Annotated in this window: 18 protein-coding genes; 15 read left to right on the top strand and 3 right to left on the bottom strand. The window is 50.2% G+C overall.

Features of this window, described 5'->3' with window-relative positions:
* Nucleotides 1–410: 410 nt before the first annotated feature.
* The 8 genes from abc-f (at nucleotide 411) to AC0MA3_RS10695 (ending at nucleotide 8,772) form a co-directional block, all read left to right on the top strand.
* Nucleotides 411–2,237, top strand: coding sequence for a ribosomal protection-like ABC-F family protein (abc-f, locus tag AC0MA3_RS10730; protein WP_474656150.1), 1,827 nt, complete (start codon nucleotides 411–413; stop codon nucleotides 2,235–2,237).
* Nucleotides 2,238–2,367: 130 nt separating this feature from the next.
* Nucleotides 2,368–2,796, top strand: coding sequence for a hypothetical protein (locus AC0MA3_RS10725; RefSeq protein WP_474656149.1), 429 nt, complete (start codon nucleotides 2,368–2,370; stop codon nucleotides 2,794–2,796).
* Nucleotides 2,797–2,822: 26 nt separating this feature from the next.
* A complete protein-coding gene (locus AC0MA3_RS10720) occupies nucleotides 2,823–3,308 on the top strand; it encodes a hypothetical protein (protein ID WP_474656148.1) in 486 nt (161 codons plus the stop codon).
* Between the two features lie 14 nt (nucleotides 3,309–3,322).
* Entirely contained in the window at nucleotides 3,323–3,874 is a 552-nt protein-coding gene (locus AC0MA3_RS10715; protein WP_474656147.1) for an RDD family protein, read from the top strand.
* A 253-nt stretch (nucleotides 3,875–4,127) separates the two neighbouring features.
* The gene (locus AC0MA3_RS10710; RefSeq protein WP_474656146.1) at nucleotides 4,128–4,835 is read left to right on the top strand and encodes a YjgB family protein; all 708 of its coding nucleotides are present in this window, start codon (nucleotides 4,128–4,130) and stop codon (nucleotides 4,833–4,835) included.
* A 45-nt stretch (nucleotides 4,836–4,880) separates the two neighbouring features.
* Nucleotides 4,881–6,035, top strand: coding sequence for a winged helix-turn-helix domain-containing protein (locus AC0MA3_RS10705; protein ID WP_474656145.1), 1,155 nt, complete (start codon nucleotides 4,881–4,883; stop codon nucleotides 6,033–6,035).
* A gap of 84 nt (nucleotides 6,036–6,119) precedes the next feature.
* The gene (locus AC0MA3_RS10700; protein ID WP_474656144.1) at nucleotides 6,120–7,376 is read left to right on the top strand and encodes an MFS transporter; all 1,257 of its coding nucleotides are present in this window, start codon (nucleotides 6,120–6,122) and stop codon (nucleotides 7,374–7,376) included.
* A 115-nt stretch (nucleotides 7,377–7,491) separates the two neighbouring features.
* A complete protein-coding gene (locus tag AC0MA3_RS10695) occupies nucleotides 7,492–8,772 on the top strand; it encodes a B12-binding domain-containing radical SAM protein (protein ID WP_474656143.1) in 1,281 nt (426 codons plus the stop codon).
* A 61-nt stretch (nucleotides 8,773–8,833) separates the two neighbouring features.
* Here the strand turns inward: AC0MA3_RS10695 and AC0MA3_RS10690 are convergent, their stop codons facing one another.
* The gene (locus AC0MA3_RS10690; RefSeq protein WP_474656142.1) at nucleotides 8,834–9,613 is read right to left on the bottom strand and encodes a TatD family hydrolase; all 780 of its coding nucleotides are present in this window, start codon (nucleotides 9,611–9,613) and stop codon (nucleotides 8,834–8,836) included.
* Entirely contained in the window at nucleotides 9,606–10,745 is a 1,140-nt protein-coding gene (locus AC0MA3_RS10685) for a stalk domain-containing protein (protein WP_474656141.1), read from the bottom strand. Before AC0MA3_RS10685 ends, AC0MA3_RS10690 begins: the two co-directional genes overlap by 8 nt.
* Before the next feature lie 532 nt (nucleotides 10,746–11,277).
* Here AC0MA3_RS10685 and AC0MA3_RS10680 point away from each other — a divergent pair.
* From AC0MA3_RS10680 to AC0MA3_RS10665, 4 genes are all read left to right on the top strand, one after another.
* The gene (locus AC0MA3_RS10680) at nucleotides 11,278–12,681 is read left to right on the top strand and encodes a family 43 glycosylhydrolase (RefSeq protein WP_474656140.1); all 1,404 of its coding nucleotides are present in this window, start codon (nucleotides 11,278–11,280) and stop codon (nucleotides 12,679–12,681) included.
* Nucleotides 12,682–12,963: 282 nt separating this feature from the next.
* On the top strand, nucleotides 12,964–13,548 hold the full coding sequence (locus AC0MA3_RS10675; RefSeq protein ID WP_379154862.1) for a sigma-70 family RNA polymerase sigma factor: 585 nt from the start codon (nucleotides 12,964–12,966) through the stop codon (nucleotides 13,546–13,548).
* On the top strand, nucleotides 13,538–14,299 hold the full coding sequence (locus AC0MA3_RS10670; protein ID WP_379154865.1) for a DUF3600 domain-containing protein: 762 nt from the start codon (nucleotides 13,538–13,540) through the stop codon (nucleotides 14,297–14,299). The genes AC0MA3_RS10675 and AC0MA3_RS10670 overlap by 11 nt, the downstream gene beginning before the upstream one ends.
* Before the next feature lie 166 nt (nucleotides 14,300–14,465).
* On the top strand, nucleotides 14,466–14,645 hold the full coding sequence (locus AC0MA3_RS10665; RefSeq protein WP_379154868.1) for an aspartyl-phosphate phosphatase Spo0E family protein: 180 nt from the start codon (nucleotides 14,466–14,468) through the stop codon (nucleotides 14,643–14,645).
* On the opposite strand, the gene AC0MA3_RS10660 is transcribed toward AC0MA3_RS10665, so the two are convergent.
* A complete protein-coding gene (locus AC0MA3_RS10660; protein WP_474656139.1) occupies nucleotides 14,619–15,194 on the bottom strand; it encodes a TetR/AcrR family transcriptional regulator in 576 nt (191 codons plus the stop codon). The genes AC0MA3_RS10665 and AC0MA3_RS10660 overlap by 27 nt on opposite strands.
* A 267-nt stretch (nucleotides 15,195–15,461) precedes the next feature.
* Between AC0MA3_RS10660 and AC0MA3_RS10655 the strand changes: the two genes are divergently transcribed.
* From AC0MA3_RS10655 to AC0MA3_RS10645, 3 genes are all read left to right on the top strand, one after another.
* Nucleotides 15,462–16,664 (top strand): MFS transporter, encoded by a 1,203-nt coding sequence (locus AC0MA3_RS10655; protein ID WP_379155861.1) that lies wholly within the window; start codon nucleotides 15,462–15,464, stop codon nucleotides 16,662–16,664.
* Between the two features lie 250 nt (nucleotides 16,665–16,914).
* Nucleotides 16,915–18,237: an ABC transporter substrate-binding protein gene (locus AC0MA3_RS10650; RefSeq protein WP_474656138.1), complete on the top strand. Its 1,323-nt coding sequence runs from the start codon at nucleotides 16,915–16,917 to the stop codon at nucleotides 18,235–18,237.
* The gene (locus AC0MA3_RS10645) at nucleotides 18,234–19,937 is read left to right on the top strand and encodes a methyl-accepting chemotaxis protein (RefSeq protein ID WP_379154877.1); all 1,704 of its coding nucleotides are present in this window, start codon (nucleotides 18,234–18,236) and stop codon (nucleotides 19,935–19,937) included. The genes AC0MA3_RS10650 and AC0MA3_RS10645 overlap by 4 nt, the downstream gene beginning before the upstream one ends.
* Nucleotides 19,938–19,988: the final 51 nt, after the last annotated feature.

The following is a 19,988-nucleotide window of genomic DNA, read 5'->3' as shown; positions in this document are numbered from 1 at the left end:
TCTTGGAGATGCATATGCTATAAGTGATATTCCATTTCGGACAATTACGGAGGTTCACCGAAGCGATGAATAACTAACACGTTTCCTTCTCATAAGACCATTAACTAGGGATGTGCTTATGCACAAGCCACGGGACACCCTTTGATATATAAGCTGAAGCCGTACCGTCTCTATGTTAGGACGGCGCAGATGTTTCTGCTTGGGGTGTACGGTTAGGGGATACGTGTGTCGATCGGGGACCTTACGATGCTTGCTATGATGGACTTAGCTAAATGGATGACTCACCTAACGATTGAAGAGGGTGCCTAGTCTATTGGCTGTTCCATGGCATCCTCCCTCCTTCATACATGCTCTGCCGCAGGCCGCTGGCTGCGGTTTTTTTGTATTTTCATCGAAGCGGAGGAATGGATATGACCATAATCAAGGTTAAAAATATACGCAAAGAATGGAACGGTACTTCCCTGTTCACGAATGTTTCTTTTGAAATTGCCGAGGGAGAACGCGTGCTGCTCTTTGGACGCAATGGAATCGGCAAGACGACACTGCTGCAGGGGATACTCGGACGTTATGCCTTCGAGGAAGGCAGCGTCTTTCACGGTCTGCCGCCGGAGGAACGGGGCGTACTGGACCAACAGCTGGAGATCCGGTCTGATATCAGTGCGCTGGAATATGTGCTGTCCGGCTCCCCTGAGGTAGATGACCTTAAGCGCAGACTAGAGCGGCTGGGGCATATGCTCCATGCGACAGGCGGTAACGATGAAGCGCTGGTAGCTGAATACGGGGAAGTATATGAACGCTACCTCCAATTGGATGGATATGGCTGGGAGGCCAAAGCGGAGCAATGCCTTAGCCAGCTAATGCTGAATCCGGAGGTATGGAAGCTGCCTTACCGCCAGCTAAGCGGGGGTCAGAAGACCAGAGTTCAGCTAGCTGCGCTGCTGGCCCGTCAACCGAAGCTGCTCATACTGGATGAGCCGACGAACCATCTGGATGAGGAAACAATGATCTGGCTGGAAGAATGGGTGCGGAATTATCCGGGGACGGTATTTTACGTTTCCCATGACCGGAGATTCATTGACCGGACGGCTACGGCAGTGCTGGAGCTGACCCCACAGGGCTGCCGGCGATATCCGGGAGCCTATACACAGTACCGGGAGCAGAAGGAGATAGAGTCGCGGACGCTTATGGTGCAGTACAGAAAGCAGGAGGTGGAGAAGGAAAAGCTGCTGGAGAGCATCCGCCGTTACGCGCGGTGGTTCCAGCAGGCCCACCTTGCTGCCGGTCAGAACGATTTCCGGCGCGCCCAAGCCAAAAAGAATGTCTCCCGCCTCCATGCCAAGGAGTCGAGTCTGAAGCGACTGGAACAGAACAGGGTGGAACTCCCGCAGGCTGCATCCCAGCTGAAGATGAAGCTGGAAGGGGAGGTTTTCCGGGGAGATTCGCTGCTTGAGATGAACGGTGTCCGTTATGCATATGGGGAAACCCCTGCACTGATGGAGAACTTCAATCTGACTTTGCGGCGCGGGGACCGTCTTGCTGTGCTTGGACCCAACGGTGCCGGCAAGTCCACGCTGCTGAAGCTGATCGCAGGTCTGCTGGAGCCTGACGGTGGAGAAGTACGCATGCATCCCCGCACGCGGGTGGGTTATTTTGCCCAGGAGCTGGATGATCTGCCTCTGTCATCAACCATCCTGGATAGCTTGCTGGAGCTTCCCGGTATGACGCAGACGGAGGCGCGGACGATTCTGGGCTGTTTCTTGTTCCCGCGGGAGGATGTGTATAAGCAGATCGGAGATTTAAGCCTTGGTGAGAAATGCCGTGTGGTCTTTCTGCGCCTGTATTTTGGCCGTGCCAATCTGCTCGTGCTGGATGAGCCGACTAACTATTTGGATATCGATACCCGGGAGCGAGTGGAAGAAGCGCTGGCTTCTTATCCCGGCGGGCTCGTTATCGTCTCGCATGACCGGTATTTGCATGCTAAAGTGGCCAACCGGATGCTTGTACTGGAGCGTGGAGGAGAACCCCGGTTGTTCACGGGTACCTATGAGGAATATGCGGCCAAGGATCGGAGCCGGGTGCTTACTCCGGAAGAGCAATCACGGGAAGGAGAACTGCAGCTGCTAAAGCTGCGGCTGAACCAACTGATGCACAGCGAAGCCAAAGGGACGGTGGAAGAAGACCGTGAGCTGATGGCCGAAATCGTGCAGCTGCAGCGAACGATCCGTGAGCGGGAATAGCTAACCTTTTACAACTGGCGGTACCGAAATAACGAAAAAACCAAAAAATTACAGATGAGGTGAAGGATCATGGCCCATTTTGGCGAAATGTATAATTCATACAGTTAAAATATGAGGGAGGCACTCTCAAATGCGCATTAAGGGAATCAGAACCATGGTACTGTTGCTACTCCTGTTCAGTATGGCCGTACCGGTACAATCCACTTCGGCGGCATCCAAAAACATCAAGGTGAAGGTAACCCTGGTCAGTGCAAAACTGACCGATAACAATCATGTGGGTAATGAGTGGTATACCGAGGCATCTATTAACGATAAAGAGATCCGAGAGGGCTCGTCCGTGGTTCTGGACCTGAAGTCTACAGAAAGTGTTCAACTGAAGGCATATGCGGAAGAGCAGGACAAAATTCCGGACTCCGCCACGGCGACCGCTTCTGTCAAAGCTTCGGCTATAACCAAAACAATCAGCAAAGCCATCAAGGTGACCGTCGTTGAAAACCGGGGACGCTATTCCGGCAACACAGCCACGTGGACGTTCACGTTTACAGTGCAGAAGCAATAGACTAGAAGAACACCATGGGAGGAACGATGAATAAAAAAGTATGGCTAAGAATTGGACTGACCCTAATTGTACTTGTACTGCTCTATCTTTGGATGCGGCCGCAGCATGCGGAGCGGGAATACGGGAGTATTATCTACACGAATGAATCCGGAATCATAAAAAGCACAACTCTCCACTTTAAAGGCCAGGTTGTCCGGGGTGTCTTGCTGTTCTCCAAAAGTACGTTTAACGGAACACTCACTGTAGATCAGGACCTGATCTATAAAATAAAACTGAAGGATAGTGGAGGCTATTATCTTGGGGTTATGACGGCATTGGATGCTGATCACTCTACACGTATAACCGGGGTGATATCTGCATCGAAGAAGCTGGACCGGTTCTGGATTACGCTGACCGATCTGGATAAGCGTTATAACCTTAAGAACGGAGAGGGGAATATTGCAGGTCCGGCGAGCACGCTGGAAGAAGCGAAGCAGGTAGGGAAGGATATTTTGGCTGCGTACAGTTCTTAACTCTGGAGGCGAAGATGGAGCGAAGTGTTGAAAATCAGTTGGTTGCGAGTGAATTTGTAGGGTTTTGGAAAAGAGTACTGATCAGCATAGTGGATGTTCTGGTGCTGCTTCTTCCAGCCTACTTAATCAACAAGTTTTTCGTCTGGGCGACAGAGCATTATCATTCGGCGATACCGTTATTTATCCAGTTTGTGCTGCTTGGCGCATTTAATATTTTTATGGTAGTCAAGTATGGCGGGACACCCGGAAAGCTGCTTCTGAAGGTCAGAATTATTAATGCGAACGGACAGCTGCCCTCTGTGAAGCAGGCATTGATCCGGTATAGTATATATATACTGAACTCATTGCTGGCAGTTATTATGAGCTTGAGTGCGTATGACAACCTGTCGTTTTTCAATTATGGAGGGGAATGGCTCCCGCTTGTGATTGGTATGAATGCATTTTTGGGTTTTGTGATTATCATAGACTGTCTATGCGTCGCATTCTTGAAGAGTAACCGGGCCGTACATGATCTGATGGCGGGAACGTATGTGGTTGATAAGGAAGCGATGGATAGTTTGAAGTGAAGCAGACTAGTCAACGGACGGCAACACCAGTGGTAATAAGCGTGAAGCCTATAGTCCCAACAGGCAATACGCTTTGCAGAAGTCCAATCTGATCTAGATAAAATCACCTTGCGCGTCCCCGTCTGCTGAGCAGACGGGGACGCTTTTTTCGCTGATCCGGCTAATATCTCTGCTGCAACTTTTACTTATTGTCACCCGTCTGGATTAACAGAATGCTCTAGAGAACAGACGACCCAAGGAGATGAAACAAATCATGACAACTTCATTCAAATCGACAGCCGGAATTCTAATACTTGCTGCTATGCTGGGGCTTAGCGCTTGCAGCTCTTCCAATAATAACGCGGGGAACGACTCCCAGGAAGCGGCTCCTACAGCGGAAGCTGCGGCAACCTTACAACCGGAAGCAAGCAGCCCGTCTGCGCCTTCCCCTTCCACAGAACCGCCTGCAGCACCGTCCGCCGCTTCGCCAAGTGCTGCAGGCGGAGGCGCCGCCGCGACCTCCGTACCACAAACTTCCGTAACACAGGACAGTAACAAGCTGCTCGCAGAGCTTTTACAGCTGGCACAGCAAGGCAAAGTGCCGGGTGTGGAATATGCCGCACACACCGCATTAATTGACGAGGTGGAAGCAGCCTGGGGTGAGCCGGATACGAAGGAGTCGGCGGGCAAAGGCATCTATGCAACGTACAGTAAGAAGCACGTGGTATTCGGCTTTAACAAGGGCAGCAAGATCTTTGATGTCCGCTCCAGTGCTGCCGATCTGCAGAAGCTGACGCTGAAGCAGATTGAAGCGGTGCTCGGCACACCGGATCGCACCACGGTCAACGGCAGTGATAAAATCTACATTTATCAGGCAGGCAAGCGCTATGATCTCAAGTTCATCATTCCAGAAGCTTCGGGTAAGGTGGATCATATCTCTGTATTTTCCGAACAGGATTCGATTAACAATATGGCCGGATAAGCTATAATACTTCCATGGACTTATCCTTGGAAAAGAGGTTCGGCTATGCATCTTGAATTAGACGGGAGCGAGTTCACGGTTACAGCAGGCGGGATAACGATCACACTGCTGCCCAAGGAATTCGCTCTTCTGCAATTTCTGTACCGCAACCGGGAGCGTACGTTCAGCCGGGAGCAGTTGCTGGATCATGTATGGCCGCTGGAGTATCCGGTAGAACGCACAGTGGATGACCATATCTATCGCCTGCGCAAAAAGCTGGCCGTCCTGAACGGCGTGGGTATTCGCACCGTCCGTGGCTTTGGGTACAGTCTGACCCTGCCGGGATCTCCTGCCGGTGTAATGATCCATCCAACAACGAAGGATTCGGAACTGCGCGATACCATGCGCGATGTGTTCTCCAAATTTCATGTATATGGTCAAGGTAAATCCATGCTCACTTTGGCGCGTCAGAAGGACATTCTGGGCTACGAGTTGGACCCGGAATATTGGATGGTCATTCATTTTGTACAGGGAGATCTGGATTGGCTGCTGTATACGGATGAGGTTCCGCTCAGGAATCGGCTTTTTTATCTGTGTGTATTCTACTTTCTCTCCGGTGATCCCAAGGAGAGGCTGGCTTACTGCGAGCAGGTGATTGAGCATAAGCTTCTGCATCCATCCCACCAAATAGAATTGGAGATTCTTACGATTCTGGATTTATACACCTTTGCGGGACAACCGGAGAGAGCACTGGAAAGGTTGAAGCGATCACATCAGGTGATTGCGGAGCTCCATTATGAGAACTTCATCCCCGTCATCAAGATTACGGAATGGTTAGTGAACTTGGTGGCAGGGACCGGGGACGATGAGCTTATTAAGATGGAAGAAGATATTGGATGGATTCTGCAGGAAAAGCCTTTTCTGCGGGAGATCGGAAGCTATAAAGTGGTAAAGGGACTCTGGTATGTCCGCCAGAAGCGGTGGCGTGAGGCAGAAAAGCTGCTGGATGAGGGATTGCAGGTACAGGAGCTGACAGGGTTCCTTCCCTTGCGGCTATATGCGTTGTATCAGATTGTGCATTTCTGCCGGATGTTTCCGCCTGAGCAAGCGTTGCAGTATAAATATGAAAATATCTTTGCGCTGGAGCTGGAGCAATCCGGGGTGAAGCGGCTGGAGCAGCCTTTGGAGGAACTAATGCAGCAGTTGCTGGAATCCCTCTGATCATTCTCTGACATTTCCCTGTTACCGTTAGATCATTGAACGAAACTGTTCCATGAATCTACATGTAACCTGGAGGAATGACTGATGGAAGCTTCCATGAAGCAGGGACACAGCCTGCTGCACAACAAAGTATACATGCGCGTGTACAGCGCCTTCGCCACAGCAACATTTGGTGACTGGTTCGATACACTGGCTATTCAGGTGCTCGTCGGCTACCGTTGGCAGGTCACTCCGCTGATGCTCGCGCTGATTCCAGTCGCCATGGCGCTCCCGAACCTTTTACTCGGATCTGTAGCCGGGGCCGCAGCCGACAGGCACGACAAGTTGAAGCTGATGCGCCTATGCGATCTGTTAACTGCGATTCTGACCGTACTGGTGCTGTTCGCACCCAACATGCTGTGGCTTCTGCCGCTGCTTGCGCTGCGTTCGGCGATCTCCACGCTGAATGTTCCGGCCCAGCAGAGCATGACCCGAAGTATTGTCAAGGAAGATCAACTGCTTCAAGCCACCTCGCTGAACGGTATCGTGAACCAGGGCTCCAAGATCGCCGGTCCTCTGCTGGGCGGCGTAGCTCTAACCCTCCTTAGCCCGCAGTGGTGTATCTTACTGAACGCTGCATTTCGTGTGGGCTCTTACCTGCTGCTGCTCTCCGTCAAAAACATCCATACGGAAGGTGAACTCCCCGCGGCACAGACTCAGGAGGAACGGGTGCCTATACGCATGATGTGGACAGAGGGCTGGAGCTTCATGCTGCGCAGCCGCCTGCTGCTGCATACGATGTTATTTGGACTTGTGGGATCCCTGGCGATCCAGATCATTGATTTTCAGTTCACCAGCCTGTTCCGGGTAATCTCACCGGTGAATGAATCGTTGCTGGGCTGGATGGTTGCAGCCTCCGGGGCGGGTGCGGTATGTATCATTATTCTGCTCAATAAGCTGAATCCGGGAACGGGCTATGGCCTCAGACTGGGGATGGGCTATGTGCTGATCGGTGGCTCAGTGGGGGGGCTTGGTCTGCTTCAGTCCGGCGCTTCTGTAGTGTGGGTGCTGCTGCTCGGATTCATCCTGGGTATCGGGAATGGGACCTTTTTCGTGACCTTCAATTATTGCCTGCAAAAAGAGACCCCGCCCCACATGACCGGCAGGATCTTTGGTATCTTAAGCACCGTACTTGGTTTCGTGATGATTTCCGCCCCGGTGCTGGGAGGACTGCTGGTCCAGATTACCGGGCCTGGCCGCATCTTCGTGAGTTTTGGCATCATTCAAGTCCTTCTTGGGCTGGGTGGTATCCTCTTTGGCCGATTACTCTGGCCGACAACTCTGGCCTCAGGACAAGCTTGAAGAGGCTTTTTTCTTTTATGGAGGAAATGGGAACGTATGGGCGAATGTGTAAAAAGGTAGAAGCGCAGCATATCCCATTTCTCCCCCATAAATTTATGAAGCAGGCAGGTGTCCCATGAGAAAAAGCATTCTGCTGGTCCAGCCGGAGAACCAGAAAATTAATCAATTCCGGAGAAAGCAGTTCAATAACTTCGTACAGATTACAATGCCTTATTTGGCCGGATTCATAGATGAAACAAAATACGAAATCACACTTGTGGATGAATATCAGCAGCAAGTTCCCTACGGGGAGAGGTTTGATCTGGTAGCGATCACGGTAAATACACCAAACAGCGGGCATTGCTACAGGATGGCGGAGAGATTCCAGGATGGAGGCGCGAAGGTAGTGATGGGGGGCCCCCATGCCACACTGCTGCCAGAGGAGGTATCGGAGCATTGTGATATCCTTGTCATTGGAGAGGCAGAGGCCACTTGGCCCCTGCTGCTGGAGGACTTTTACCAGGGGAATTATCGGATCGTGTACCGTTCGGTGGATATTCCGGAGCTGACGAATCTGCCATTGCCCCGGTGGGATTTGTTACATAGAAACTCACTGATGAAAGGGGCCGTATTCTCCACCCGCGGGTGTCCCTACAACTGCTCTTACTGCAACTTGAAGCAAATCTACCATAACCGTTTCCGTACCCGTCCGGTCAGTGAAGTGATTCATGAAATTTCCCTGATGAAGTCACGTTTTTTTGTGTTCTGGGATGACAACTTTTTCGCAGATAAAGCCCATGCCATGGAAGTGATGGAGCAGCTAAGACCATTGCGTAAAAAATGGGCGGCACAGGTAACTCTGGCGGATTGCAGTAACGATGAGCTGCTGGCCAAAGCCAGTGCCGCAGGCTGTCTATACCTGTTCGTGGGCCTGGAATCCTTCTCGACAGCCGCGCTGCGCGGTGTCAATAAAGGGATGAACCGGGTGGGGGCCTACCAGGAGATTATCGCCAAGCTGCACAGGCATAACATTATGATTCAGGCCGGCATTGTGTTCGGGTTCGATGAGGACACGACAGATTCCTTCCGGCAGACGCTGGATGGCTGCGAGGCACTTGGGATTGATGGTGTGACGGTCAGCCTGCTGACACCGCTGCCCCAGACACCGGTATATGCCCAAATGAAGCGGGAGCAGCGTCTACTGAATGAGAATTGGAGTCTATATAACGGCAAGACTGATGTGGTCTTTCGTCCTCTGGGCATGACTTCTGAGCAATTGTATGAGGGATATCTCGATTTCCGGCGTCGCTTCTATTCACTGCCATCATTCATCCGCCGGATGCGGGTATCGAGAACACATCCCGTTTATAATTTTGTCATGAATCTTGGCTACCGTCTGGCGATCAAGCGCGGCTGATAAGAAGCTGATTGGATGGTCTGGTGGTAACGTGAAGCGGCAGGGGATTCAGTAGCCCAGGCTACAGCTGATAAAATCGCGCCGTGTTGGCGGTCAGCATCGCCTTCGCCTGAACGGCAGAATATCCATGTAGCGCTGCCCAGGCATCCGCAACATGATGAACCATCGCCGGATGGGTAGATTGTCCGGCAAAAGGGCCTTCGAATGCCCATGGCCCGTCGGTCTCAGCCATGACCAGCCCCGGCGGATAACGGCGGGCGAGCTCCTGAATCTCCGTTTCATATACAATATCCGGTGTGAAGGAGATATGATAGCCGCGTTCAACCATCCGACGCACCGCCTCCTCCGGGCCTTTGAACCAATGAAAATGAGCTCTGGTGATGCCATGCTTCTCCAGCAGGTCGCAGACAGTTAAGGCATCCTCATATACAGCATGCAGCACCACTGGCTTGTCCAGCCGGGCAGCCAGAGCAAGCAGCTCATCCAGAACCCGAAGATAGGGCTCCATTTCGAATGTTTCACCACGCTCAAGCGCCTCGGCTCTTGAATAGTAGGGAAGCCCGATCTCGCCTACAGCCACCATTTCTTCTGCGTGCTGACCAATCCATTTCATCAGCGCGGCAAGCTCTTTTTCCGCCGGAACCGGCTGCTCGGGATGAAAGCCATAAGCCGGTTTCACCCGGCCGGGATAACGCAGCGCAATGTCCTGTGTGCGGATGCAGGAGTCCAGATTCATCGAGACCGCAACCAGCGAATGGAGGTCATGCCCTGCAAGTCCGCGCAGCATAGGTTCCAGCTCTGAATCTGTATATTGCTCCAGATGAATATGAGCATCAATCATGGTCGGACTGCTCCTTTATCACGTATTGCTTAGTGGTATCGTAAGGTTCAAACTTGATCGAGTCCAGCATTAATCCTCCATTGCCTGCTTTGTAGTCCAGCATCAATGTCCCCATACTTTCCTCAATTCCAGCATTTACGCTGGTCTCTGCCTTCAGCTTGTCATCTACCACCTGATAATGAGTAACTGCCCCGATGCCTGCCTGTGTGCCAAAATGCTCCAGACCGCCATCCCCGGCGCGGCCGGGAAGCCTTAAGGTAACCTTCGATGGAGCAGAGCCAGCCAGCTCCAGGTGAACCACAACATCGCCGTTGTCGAGCGAGATCTTGGAGGAGAGCCCTGCAGAGGCTGCTTTTTCCGCTGCTGGTAGTGCAAGCTCCTTCCAATCTTCCGGTTTGACCACATGAACCTCCTCCGTAGAAATTCCAGTGCCTGTTCCAAGGTTGAATACCACTGTAGCTTCCGGCTTGCCGTCGCTATCCACATCGGCATAGTAAAGCTCCGGAGAATATGACAATTGTCTGGGGGCTTCCCACTCGAAGCTGTGCTTCCTGCCGTTCACTTCGAGGATGAATCCTTTATAGGTACTGCCATCCTTCCGGGCCGCATACAGCTTGACCTTGCCGGAGCTTCCAACTGCCACTGCCAGAGGCTCAGCGGGAACCCGCACGGATGTACTGACATCTCCAGAGGTTATGATTACTGTGTCACCAGAGGCTGCGAGCTCGGCACCAGTTAACAGGGATATCATATCGGCAGAAAAATACACGTGCCCATCCCTTAGAATGACAGGCCCCTCCAGCCTCTCTTCATAACCTCCGTCCGTCTGCGTATATCGAACCTGCATGGCTGAACTGCCAGGTGAAAGAACCGTATTGGAGCTGTTATCGGTAAGCGTGAGCTTTTTGTGGATATTATCCCATTTTAATTCAACCGGATAATATTCCAGGAGCGCTCTTGCCGGCACATAGAGGAGCTCTCCGGAATGAAAAGGATGAAGCATGGGCAGAACAGGCTGGCCATCCACGGACAGCGTAAGTGGTGCAGCGGCGGATATTGAATCTATAGTTGGAGCTGCCGCACATCCGGCAATGAGCAGAGTGAGTGCAGAAGCAGTCAGTATTTTTTTCACAGAATAACCTCCAGAGACTAAAAGTTCCAATCTGTTCAATTATACTGTAAATCATCCGCCCGGAGGACACGATCTGTTAACAATAAGAAGTCAGGGCTGTTACGTTTGGGCAGAGTAGGAAGTCCCGGCTACAGTTCAGGCGGAAAGCTGCGGCAGATTTCAATGAATTGCTTTAGAGCAGAGATGAAGTTAGCGCCGCCAGTAGGGATGATCGGGTGGAGGTGCAGAGTATGCATCAATTTATAGACCTGTTGGCTGCCGAACCCATTAAGACATACAGGAGAACGAAAAGAGGTTCCATTTATGGATGTTCCTGTTTTTTGTTCAAATATATTTATAAAGTGCATAAATGGTGGTATAGATCCTTCACTAAAGTGAGAAAAGTACACTGGGCTTATACTTGCCTTTGTTTTATGCTCTAAACGATTTATGAATGCGCTTTCCATCTGATAAGAGGAGGGATTGTATGTTGAGTATAGGGCGAAAAACTGGCAAGGAATTTAATTGGAAGCAATGGATAATTGGGGGTTGCATGGTTGTGTTATTGTACTTGCTGACAGGACAGCCGGGGTCTGTTGCTGCAGCAGCAGTTACAATCAATAACGGACCCGTGTGGTATGACACGACTGGAGGCACGATTCAAGCCCACGGCGGTTCGGTAATCCAAGTAGGCGCTACTTATTACTGGATTGGTGAGGATAAGCTGCATAATTCAGCTTCATTTCGCAATGTAGTCTGCTATTCTTCAACCGATCTGAAGAACTGGAAGTGGGTAAGCTATCCGTTGAAGCCAACCTCCAGCACAGAGCTGGCTAGCAGCAAGGTTGAACGTCCCAAGGTCATCTATAATGAAGCTACACACAAATACGTGATGTGGATGCATTATGAGAACGGTACCGATTACTCGCTTGGCCGTGTTGCTGTTGCCACCAGTGATACGGTATGGGGGAACTACACTTACTTGGGCAGCTTCAGGCCCCTGGGATATGAGTCCAGAGATATGACGGTATTCAAGGATGATGACGGGAGCGCCTATCTGATCAGCGCATCTAATTCTGGCGGCGGGGCTAACGATTCACTGGCCTCCTTCAAGCTGACGGACGACTATCTTAATGTGTCGGACTTTCTCGGCTGGATTGCACCAAGCGGACACCGGGAAGCACCGGCAGTCGCCAAGCAGGGCGGCAAGTATTTCCTCATTACCTCGGGAGCCTCCGGCTGGTATCCTAACCAGGCCAAATATATGACAGCCAGCTCCATGAGCGGACCCTGGTCAGCGTTGCAGAACCTCGGCAACACCTCGGCCTTTTACTCACAGTCCAATTATATATTGCCGGTTCAAGGAACCTCAGCGACAACGTATATCTATATGGGGAACCGCTGGAAATCCAGCCAGCTTGGAGATTCCAGATACATTTGGCTGCCGCTAACTTTGGATGGAACGACCGGAACGGCATCGCTCGAATGGCAGAGCAGTTGGGGAATAGATGCTGTAACGGGGGCCGTTACTCTTCCGTCATGGACGAATCTAGCTGCTGGTAAAAGCACCACTGCCAGTTCATCGGCCACCGGCTTTGATGCTTCCAGAGTGGCTGACGGCAATTATGCAACAGAATGGAAGGCAAGCGGTGTAACCTGGCCGTCCTGGTGGCAGGTCGATCTGGGTTCGGTCAAAACTGTCCAGGAGGTGGATATTTCCTGGTTCCTGTACAACGGTTCGGAAGCTTATCATCAGTACACCATTCAATACAGCACGAACGGAAGCAACTGGACGACGATAGACCGCACCAGCAATACAACGTATGGCTTTACAACGGATGCAGTCAATTTCAGCGCAAGATATGTGCGGATTAATCTGGTGAAAGCCGTACTATGGAATAATCCGAATAATTGGTATACCCCAACGTTATACGAAGTGAAGCTGATGGGGAATTAGCTGCCCTGTCGTATGACATATATCCCGGTACGGAACAGTTGCGGTCCCGTATAATGAATCCTAATATTTGTCACTCTGGACAAAAAGGGGATTTGATTCACATGACGAGGACCCAAGGAATTATTGTAGCATCCGGAGGAGCCCTGGTATGGGGCCTCTCCGGTACAGTAGTCCAGTATTTATTCCAGCAGAAAGGGCTCCCTCCAAGCCTCCCAAAATAAATCGAACGATCTGAGCGATTTATTCCAATACATAGTGTAAGCCTGAAGGAGGGAAAGGCAGATGGAAGATCAAACCGAATACTCGCAGCTCATTGCGCGCACGCTGGCCGGCAGCCGTGAAGCTTATGGGGAATTGTATGAAGCGACTGTTCGTGAAGTCTACCGGATCGTGCGTTTCCTCATTTCCGAGCCTTCCGATGCGGATGATGTGGTGCAGGATATCTATCTCGAGCTGCACCGCTCGCTGAAGCAGTATGATGGGGCACGGGCGTTTAGGCCTTGGCTGATAGGACTGGTGATGCGGCAGGTTCAAGCTTACCGGAGAAAAGGCTGGAGACAGCTCCGGATCACCAGGAAAGCGGAGCACACTAGCCAAGTCCTGGATGCTGATTTTACTGGTGAAGTCATAGACAGGCTGTCCAGCCGGATGCTGATGGATAAGGTCAACAGTCTCCCATACAAGCTGAGGCAGGTCATTGTTCTGCACTACTTGCAGGAATATTCCCAGGAAGAGGCCGCCGTCATTCTCGGTATTCCGCTGGGAACTGTCAAATCCCGTATTCATGCTGCACTGCAGAAGCTGCGCCGGAAACAAAAGGCTGACACCATTAGGATAGGGAAGGTGGAGGATATGCATGAGTCTTGAAGAGAACCTGCGGCGGACGCTGCAAGCAGAAACCGAAGGCTGGAGCGCTCCACCGGAACTGAAGGGGAAGATCCTGAACGGGATTTCACCCGGACAAGGGGGAAGACGCATGAAAAAATGGCTAATAGCTACGATAATAGCGGCATCACTGATTATTCCGACCGGAGTCTATGCTGGATACAGTTATTTGGCTGATTCTATGTACGGCTCGCAGGACCATTTTATTCAAATGGGGGGCACCCTGGAGCAGTATGACCGGATTGAAGCCAAGCTTCAGCAGGCGAAGCAGAACCTCAGTGAAGAAGACTTTAGAGCAATGACTTCATTACTGCATGAGATCGGCGGCCTCAATCTGCAAATAGCTGATGCTGCCGGGAAGCTTCATCCCGAAAAGCTGAGCGCTGCGGATCAGGACCGGTTTAACAAGCTGGTGGCAGAACTTGAACCCTATTACAGCAAATTGGAGAACACCGGAGCACCCCGACAATCAGTAGAACAGCTGGATTTCGGTACATTCTTGGAACAGCAGCTTGCCAAGGCGAAGCAGACCTTCAGCGGTGAGGAGCTTGCCGAGTTCCAGCAATTAATCGCCGAATGGAAGGCTCTGGATGCCAAAGTAACGGACCCGGATGGCAGCACTCATCCGGAACGGTTCACTAAGGATGAACTAAGCAGCCAAGCACGGTTGATCGAAGAGCTGAACCCATATCTTAAGAAGCTGGGCATCAGGCTGGGGCAAAGCTCACAGTAGGGAATAGGCTGCACTAATGAACCGTCCTGCTTCAAATCCATAGCACAGCAAAAACCGCCGGAAAGTATAACCTTGCATTCCGGTGGTTTTTCATTCACTGCTGCAATTTCCCTTATATCCTATAATTTCACATAAACCTCTAAAATACCTTAAGGAGGTTTTGTATATGAAGAAGCTCGAAGTCCTTCAGAAGCGTATCGAAACGGAGCGCAGGAAGCTGAATGAGATCGAAACCGTCTATGGGCTGCTGGATCCGAAAGTGATCAGACAATCCATGAAGCTGGATGAATTGATTAATAAATATACAAAGGAAGAATCGTTACGCGAGAATTCCTTCGAAAGCTAAGGCCAACAGCTTTTCTATATACTCCCCATTTAGTGTATCTCCTGTGATCAACAGGCGGTAGAATATCGGACCATACATAAGATCAATACTGCAATTCACATCTATATCCTTTCTAAGTTCACCTCTGGCTATTCCACGCTCCAGCAGGTCTCTGGCTTCCTGGCGGCGTGGTGCAAAGAATCTCGTCCGGTACGCCTCAGCCAGGCCCGCATCCGATTGTCCTTCCCCTATGAGCTCGGTAATGACTTTGCCTTCACGGCTGCACAGAAAAACAGCCAGATTCGTCGCATGAATTCTAATATCCTCTTGTATGGAACCCGTGTCCGGCACGGGCAGCCTGGCAGAAGCGGCAGACAGATACCCGTCAATAACCACGGCTGCTTTATTCGGCCACCATTTATAGATCGTCGCTTTGCTGACTTTTGCCCGCTCCGCAATTTTCTCAACAGTTACCGCGCCAAATCCCGTCTCCAGCAGCAGATCATAGGATGCGGCAAGAATGGAAGCTTCAGCTTCGTTGTTGCGCGGACGTCCTCTTTTTTTATCCATAATCCAATCCTCCTATTTCAATATACCCTGAGCCTTACTCCGGTTCACTTGAGAAACTATACGTTCATTATACAAAAACATCCATGCAGTAATCCAGCCTGACGGGGGGTAAATCGTATGGAAATACTTTATAGGTTAAATTTAAATTGTCTATTTACAAAACTGTACGTTCAGTATATTATAAAATCATAATTAATGAACGATTCGTTCAGTATTTAAATGAAGGGTGGTATTCACATGAACCAGGTAAAGCAGGCAAATCGAGGGATGAGTGCGACACATGCACAAGAAGGACAGGAAAGGAATGCGGTCCCAGGCTGGATTACTTTTCTATTAGCGGCAGCCTGTGGCCTGATTGTAGCCAATCTGTATTATGCTCAAACGCTGGTTGGACCGATCAGCGAAGCTACCCATCTCTCTTCAGGAGCAGCGGGCCTTATTGTGACACTGACCCAGATCGGCTATGTGATTGGCCTGCTGTTCGTTGTGCCCCTTAGTGATATTATTGAAAATCGCCGCCTCACAGCGATCTCACTGTCTGTTGTGGTGGTTGCTCTCGTAGCAGCTACCTTCGCTCCGAATGCACCGTTGTTTCTGGGTGCCTCTCTATTGATTGGACTTGGTTCAGTAGCTGCGCAAATTCTGGTACCGTATGCTTCCTATCTGGCGAGTGATGAACATCGCGGCCGGGTAGTGGGAAATGTGATGAGCGGGCTGCTGCTGGGAATTATGTTTGCCCGTCCGCTGGCCAGCTTCATCTCCGGCCTCTGGGGCTGGCATGCGATCTTTGCTATATCTGCTGTAGTGATCGCTCTACTAACGATTCTGTTATCTCGTGTTCTTCCAGAGCGCCAGCCTGTGCCTGCAATGAACTACGGCGGACTGATCCGTTCCCTCGGGACCCTGCTAAAAAGCACTCCAGTCTTGCGGCGCCGCGCTATGTATCAGGCCAGTCTTTTCGGAGCCTTCAGTCTCTTCTGGACAACTGTTTCACTGCGTCTGGCCGATACCTATCATCTGTCCCAGCAGGGGATTGCTCTCTTTGCTCTAGCCGGTGTAGCCGGAGCGGTAGCCGCTCCTATTGCCGGGAGATGGGCTGATCGGGGGTGGACCCGGCCGCTCACAGGTCTTGCGTTTGGACTGGCGGCCGCAGCCTTTTTACTCGCTTATCTATTTCAGAGTGATTCCAAAGTGACGCTGGGACTGCTGGTGGCTGGGGCGATTATATTGGATATGGGAGTATCGGGAAATCTAGTGCTTGGGCAGCGTGCAATATATTCTCTTGGCAGTGAAGCCAGAGGACGCTTGAACGGACTATTTATGGCAATTTTCTTCATTGGCGGAGCTATTGGCTCCTCTCTCGGAAGCTGGTCCTATGCCTATGGCGGCTGGGGGCTTACCACTTTGATCGGACTGATGCTTCCGGTACTGGCTTTCTTGTACTATTTAACTGAGAAAAAACAAGCGTAAGTCATCAAAGATAAAGCCTATTTTGTTATAAAACTGCTCTCCAAGCTGAATCACATCAGCGCCTGGGAGCAGTCTTTTTTATGGAGAGGACCAGCAAAGTAATTACAACAATCCAGACTAGAACTTTTGAACTACTCACTCGAAACTTATTCATTAACAGGATGGCTTATCCGATATATAAAATACACAGATAAAAATCTACAAAAAATCTAAATTTTAAACAAATTTCGACAAAAAGGGGCAGGTTTTTTTGAAAAAAAAGAAATTTCGAGGGTTATTATGGGTGTTGACTAGTCTTTTAGTACTATCTGCACTAACGGGCTGCACGGGTTCTGCAAAAGACACCGAAGTGAAAACAGCAGACCAGAAAGTGACTTTGAAATTCATATGGTGGGGGAAGCAGCAGCGCAAAGAAGATACCCTCAAGGTCATTGATCTGTACATGAAGAGTCATCCAAATGTCAAAATCATTACAGAGGATTATTCGGTCAATGATGAGGTAGCTACTCAATTAGCTATGGAAACAGCTGACCAGAACACGGCAGATATCATTCAGGGAGATTATGAATTTATTTTCAACTATATTAACCGGGGTTTGATAGAGCCGCTTAATCCTTACATCAAGCAGAAAGTTCTGTCCACATCGGATATTTTACCGGACACACTGGCTCCAGGGATGAAGGATAAACAACTGTATGCCATTAATATAGGAATGAATTCAGAAGCAGTGCTGTACGACCCCGAGTTCTTCCAGGAAGCCGGGATTACAGTCCCAACGAAGGACTACACGATTGATGATCTTCATGCAACGCTTGTGCAGCTGAAAGAAGAAATCACGACACCCGACTTCTATCCTTTAGGCAACATGTTTAATGTCAATTTCTATCTGAGAAGCCGCGGGGTTAAGATGTATAATGCTGACGGAAGCGGGCTTGGATATGATGACGATAAGATACTGGCTGATTATTTTGCCCTCTATAAAAAATGGGTGGACGAAGGCTTGCTGAGCAAGGATTCATTGAAGGATTGGCCGATTGATGAGAATCATCCTTTAATTACCGGCAAGTCGGCATTTTACTTTGCGTTCAGCAACAATACCAGTGCACTTAGCAAAATTGCCGGACATGCAATCCACCTGTTGCCTTTTCCGCAAATATCCAAGGAGGCAGAAGGCAGATTCATCAAACCTTCCATGTTCTTAATGGCCTCTTCCTATTCGAAATATCCGGAGGAAGCCGTCAAATTCATTGATTTCTTTGTGAATAATGTAGAGGCCAATAATATTCTTAAGGGGGAACGCGGAGTCCCGGTATCTAAAGCGATCTCTGCAGGTCTATCCGCCAAAGCAGATGAAGTGGGCAAACAGCAGTACGAACTGCTTGATTATCTGAAGACCCATTCCACGCCGATCGATCCTCCTTCACCCGGAAATGCTGGGGTTTTGAAAAATGCGATTCAGTTAATATTGAGTCACGTTATTGAAGGCACCACCACTCCCGAAGACGGGGCTAAGCAATATCGGATACAGGCTAACAGCACCCTGCAGGGAACCAAGGAGGAGTCAGAGAAATGAGCAGACTACTAGGCACATTTACGATAAGAAAAAAGCTCTACAGCGGCTTTGGATTGGTCCTAATTCTCTTGCTCGTTGTATCTGTCAGCAGTTATGCCTACCTCTCGAAGGTGAACAGATCCTATACTCATCTGCTTACGAATAAATCCCAATCCGTTCAGCTGCTCAAAGATTTAAGGATTGATGTAGAGTCGGAGAAATCCAGTCTGAACAGCTATCTGGTCAACGGGGACGAGAATAACATCACTGTGTTTAACGAGGCTCGTACAAGCTTTGTTACCATTCTGGAAAAGTTGAAGCTGTTAATCAACGATCGCGAAGACAAGCAAATTCTTGCCGGTCTTGATCTCTTGCAGGAACGCTATAGTATTACCGCAATGAAGGTCATAGACAGTAAGAAGCAGAATGATCCGGAGACGTATTTGAAAATACTTGAATCACAGGGTCCTGTACTGAATAAATTCAGCAGCACTGCAGAACGGCTGGTTCAGCTTCAGGTGGATGATCTTACCGTCGAAGCTAATAATACGTTTGATGAAGTATCCCGGATTAAGCTGCTGGTGCTTGCCCTGACGGGTGCAGCCCTGGTGCTGGGGGCGATTGCCTCTATTCTGATCAGCAGAATGATATCGAATCCAATCCTCAAACTTCAGAAGATGGCGGTCCAGATTGCGGATGGCGATTTGCGGAATACATCGGTTGATATCAAAAATAAAGATGAGATTGGTCAATTGTCAGTGGCCTTCAACAATATGGCTAATCATCTGCGTGTGCTGATTCAGGAAGTCGGTTCGAATGCAGAACAGGTGGCGGCTTCTTCCGAGGAGCTGACTGCCAGTGCCGAGCAGACCGGTCAGGCGACAGAGCATGTAGCGATGATTACGGAGCGGGTGGCTGAAGGTACTCAGACACAGGTGAATAGTATTGAAGCCAGCGTTGCGCTCGTTCAGAAGATGGATGGAGAGGCTGCACAAATCGCCGAGCGCTCCGTCCATGTCAAAGAATCGGTGGATATGGCTTCCAGCTTGGTATCGGAAGGGATTCAGGCGGTTGAAACAGCCATCCGGCAAATGTCAGCTGTATCGGCGAACGTGGGTGATGTCTCGAAGGTGGTAAGTGCTTTGGGCGAAAGCTCCAAAGAAATCGGAGATATCATTGCGATTATTACGGATATTGCCAACCAGACCAATCTGTTGTCCCTGAACGCAGCAATTGAAGCGGCGAGAGCAGGTGAGCATGGACGGGGTTTTGCTGTGGTGGCCAGTGAAGTGCGCAAGCTTGCTGAGAAGACGGCTGAATCCGGGAAGCGGGTATCGGATGTTATTCGTTCGATTCAATTGGAGACCAGCCAGACCATTGAAATGGTCGTACAGGGAGAGAAGGAAGTTGAGCTGGGGATACATGCTGTCCGTACCGCAGGGCAATCCTTTACGGAAATTGAAGCTTCCATACAAGAGATCAACGAACAGATCAAGAGTGTATCGGATTCTTCCCAAGGGATGTCTCACGAAACACACGAATTGGTCATTGCCTTTGAGCAGATTAACCAGATGACCGCATTATCATCAGAGGGGGCGCACGACGTCTCGGCTTCTGCTCAGGAACAATTAGCCAGCGTGGAAGAGATAGCGGCTGCTTCCAGACTCCTCTCCGAGCTGGCCCAAGAACTGCAGGATAGTATAGCCAAATTTTCGGTATAAAAGATTATTGTACTTGTAAGAGATGACTTCTGGATTTGTCCAGGAGTCATC

It is taken from the genome of Paenibacillus sp. LS-5, from assembly GCF_056121505.1.
This window is presented reverse-complemented; position numbering and strand designations above follow the sequence as displayed.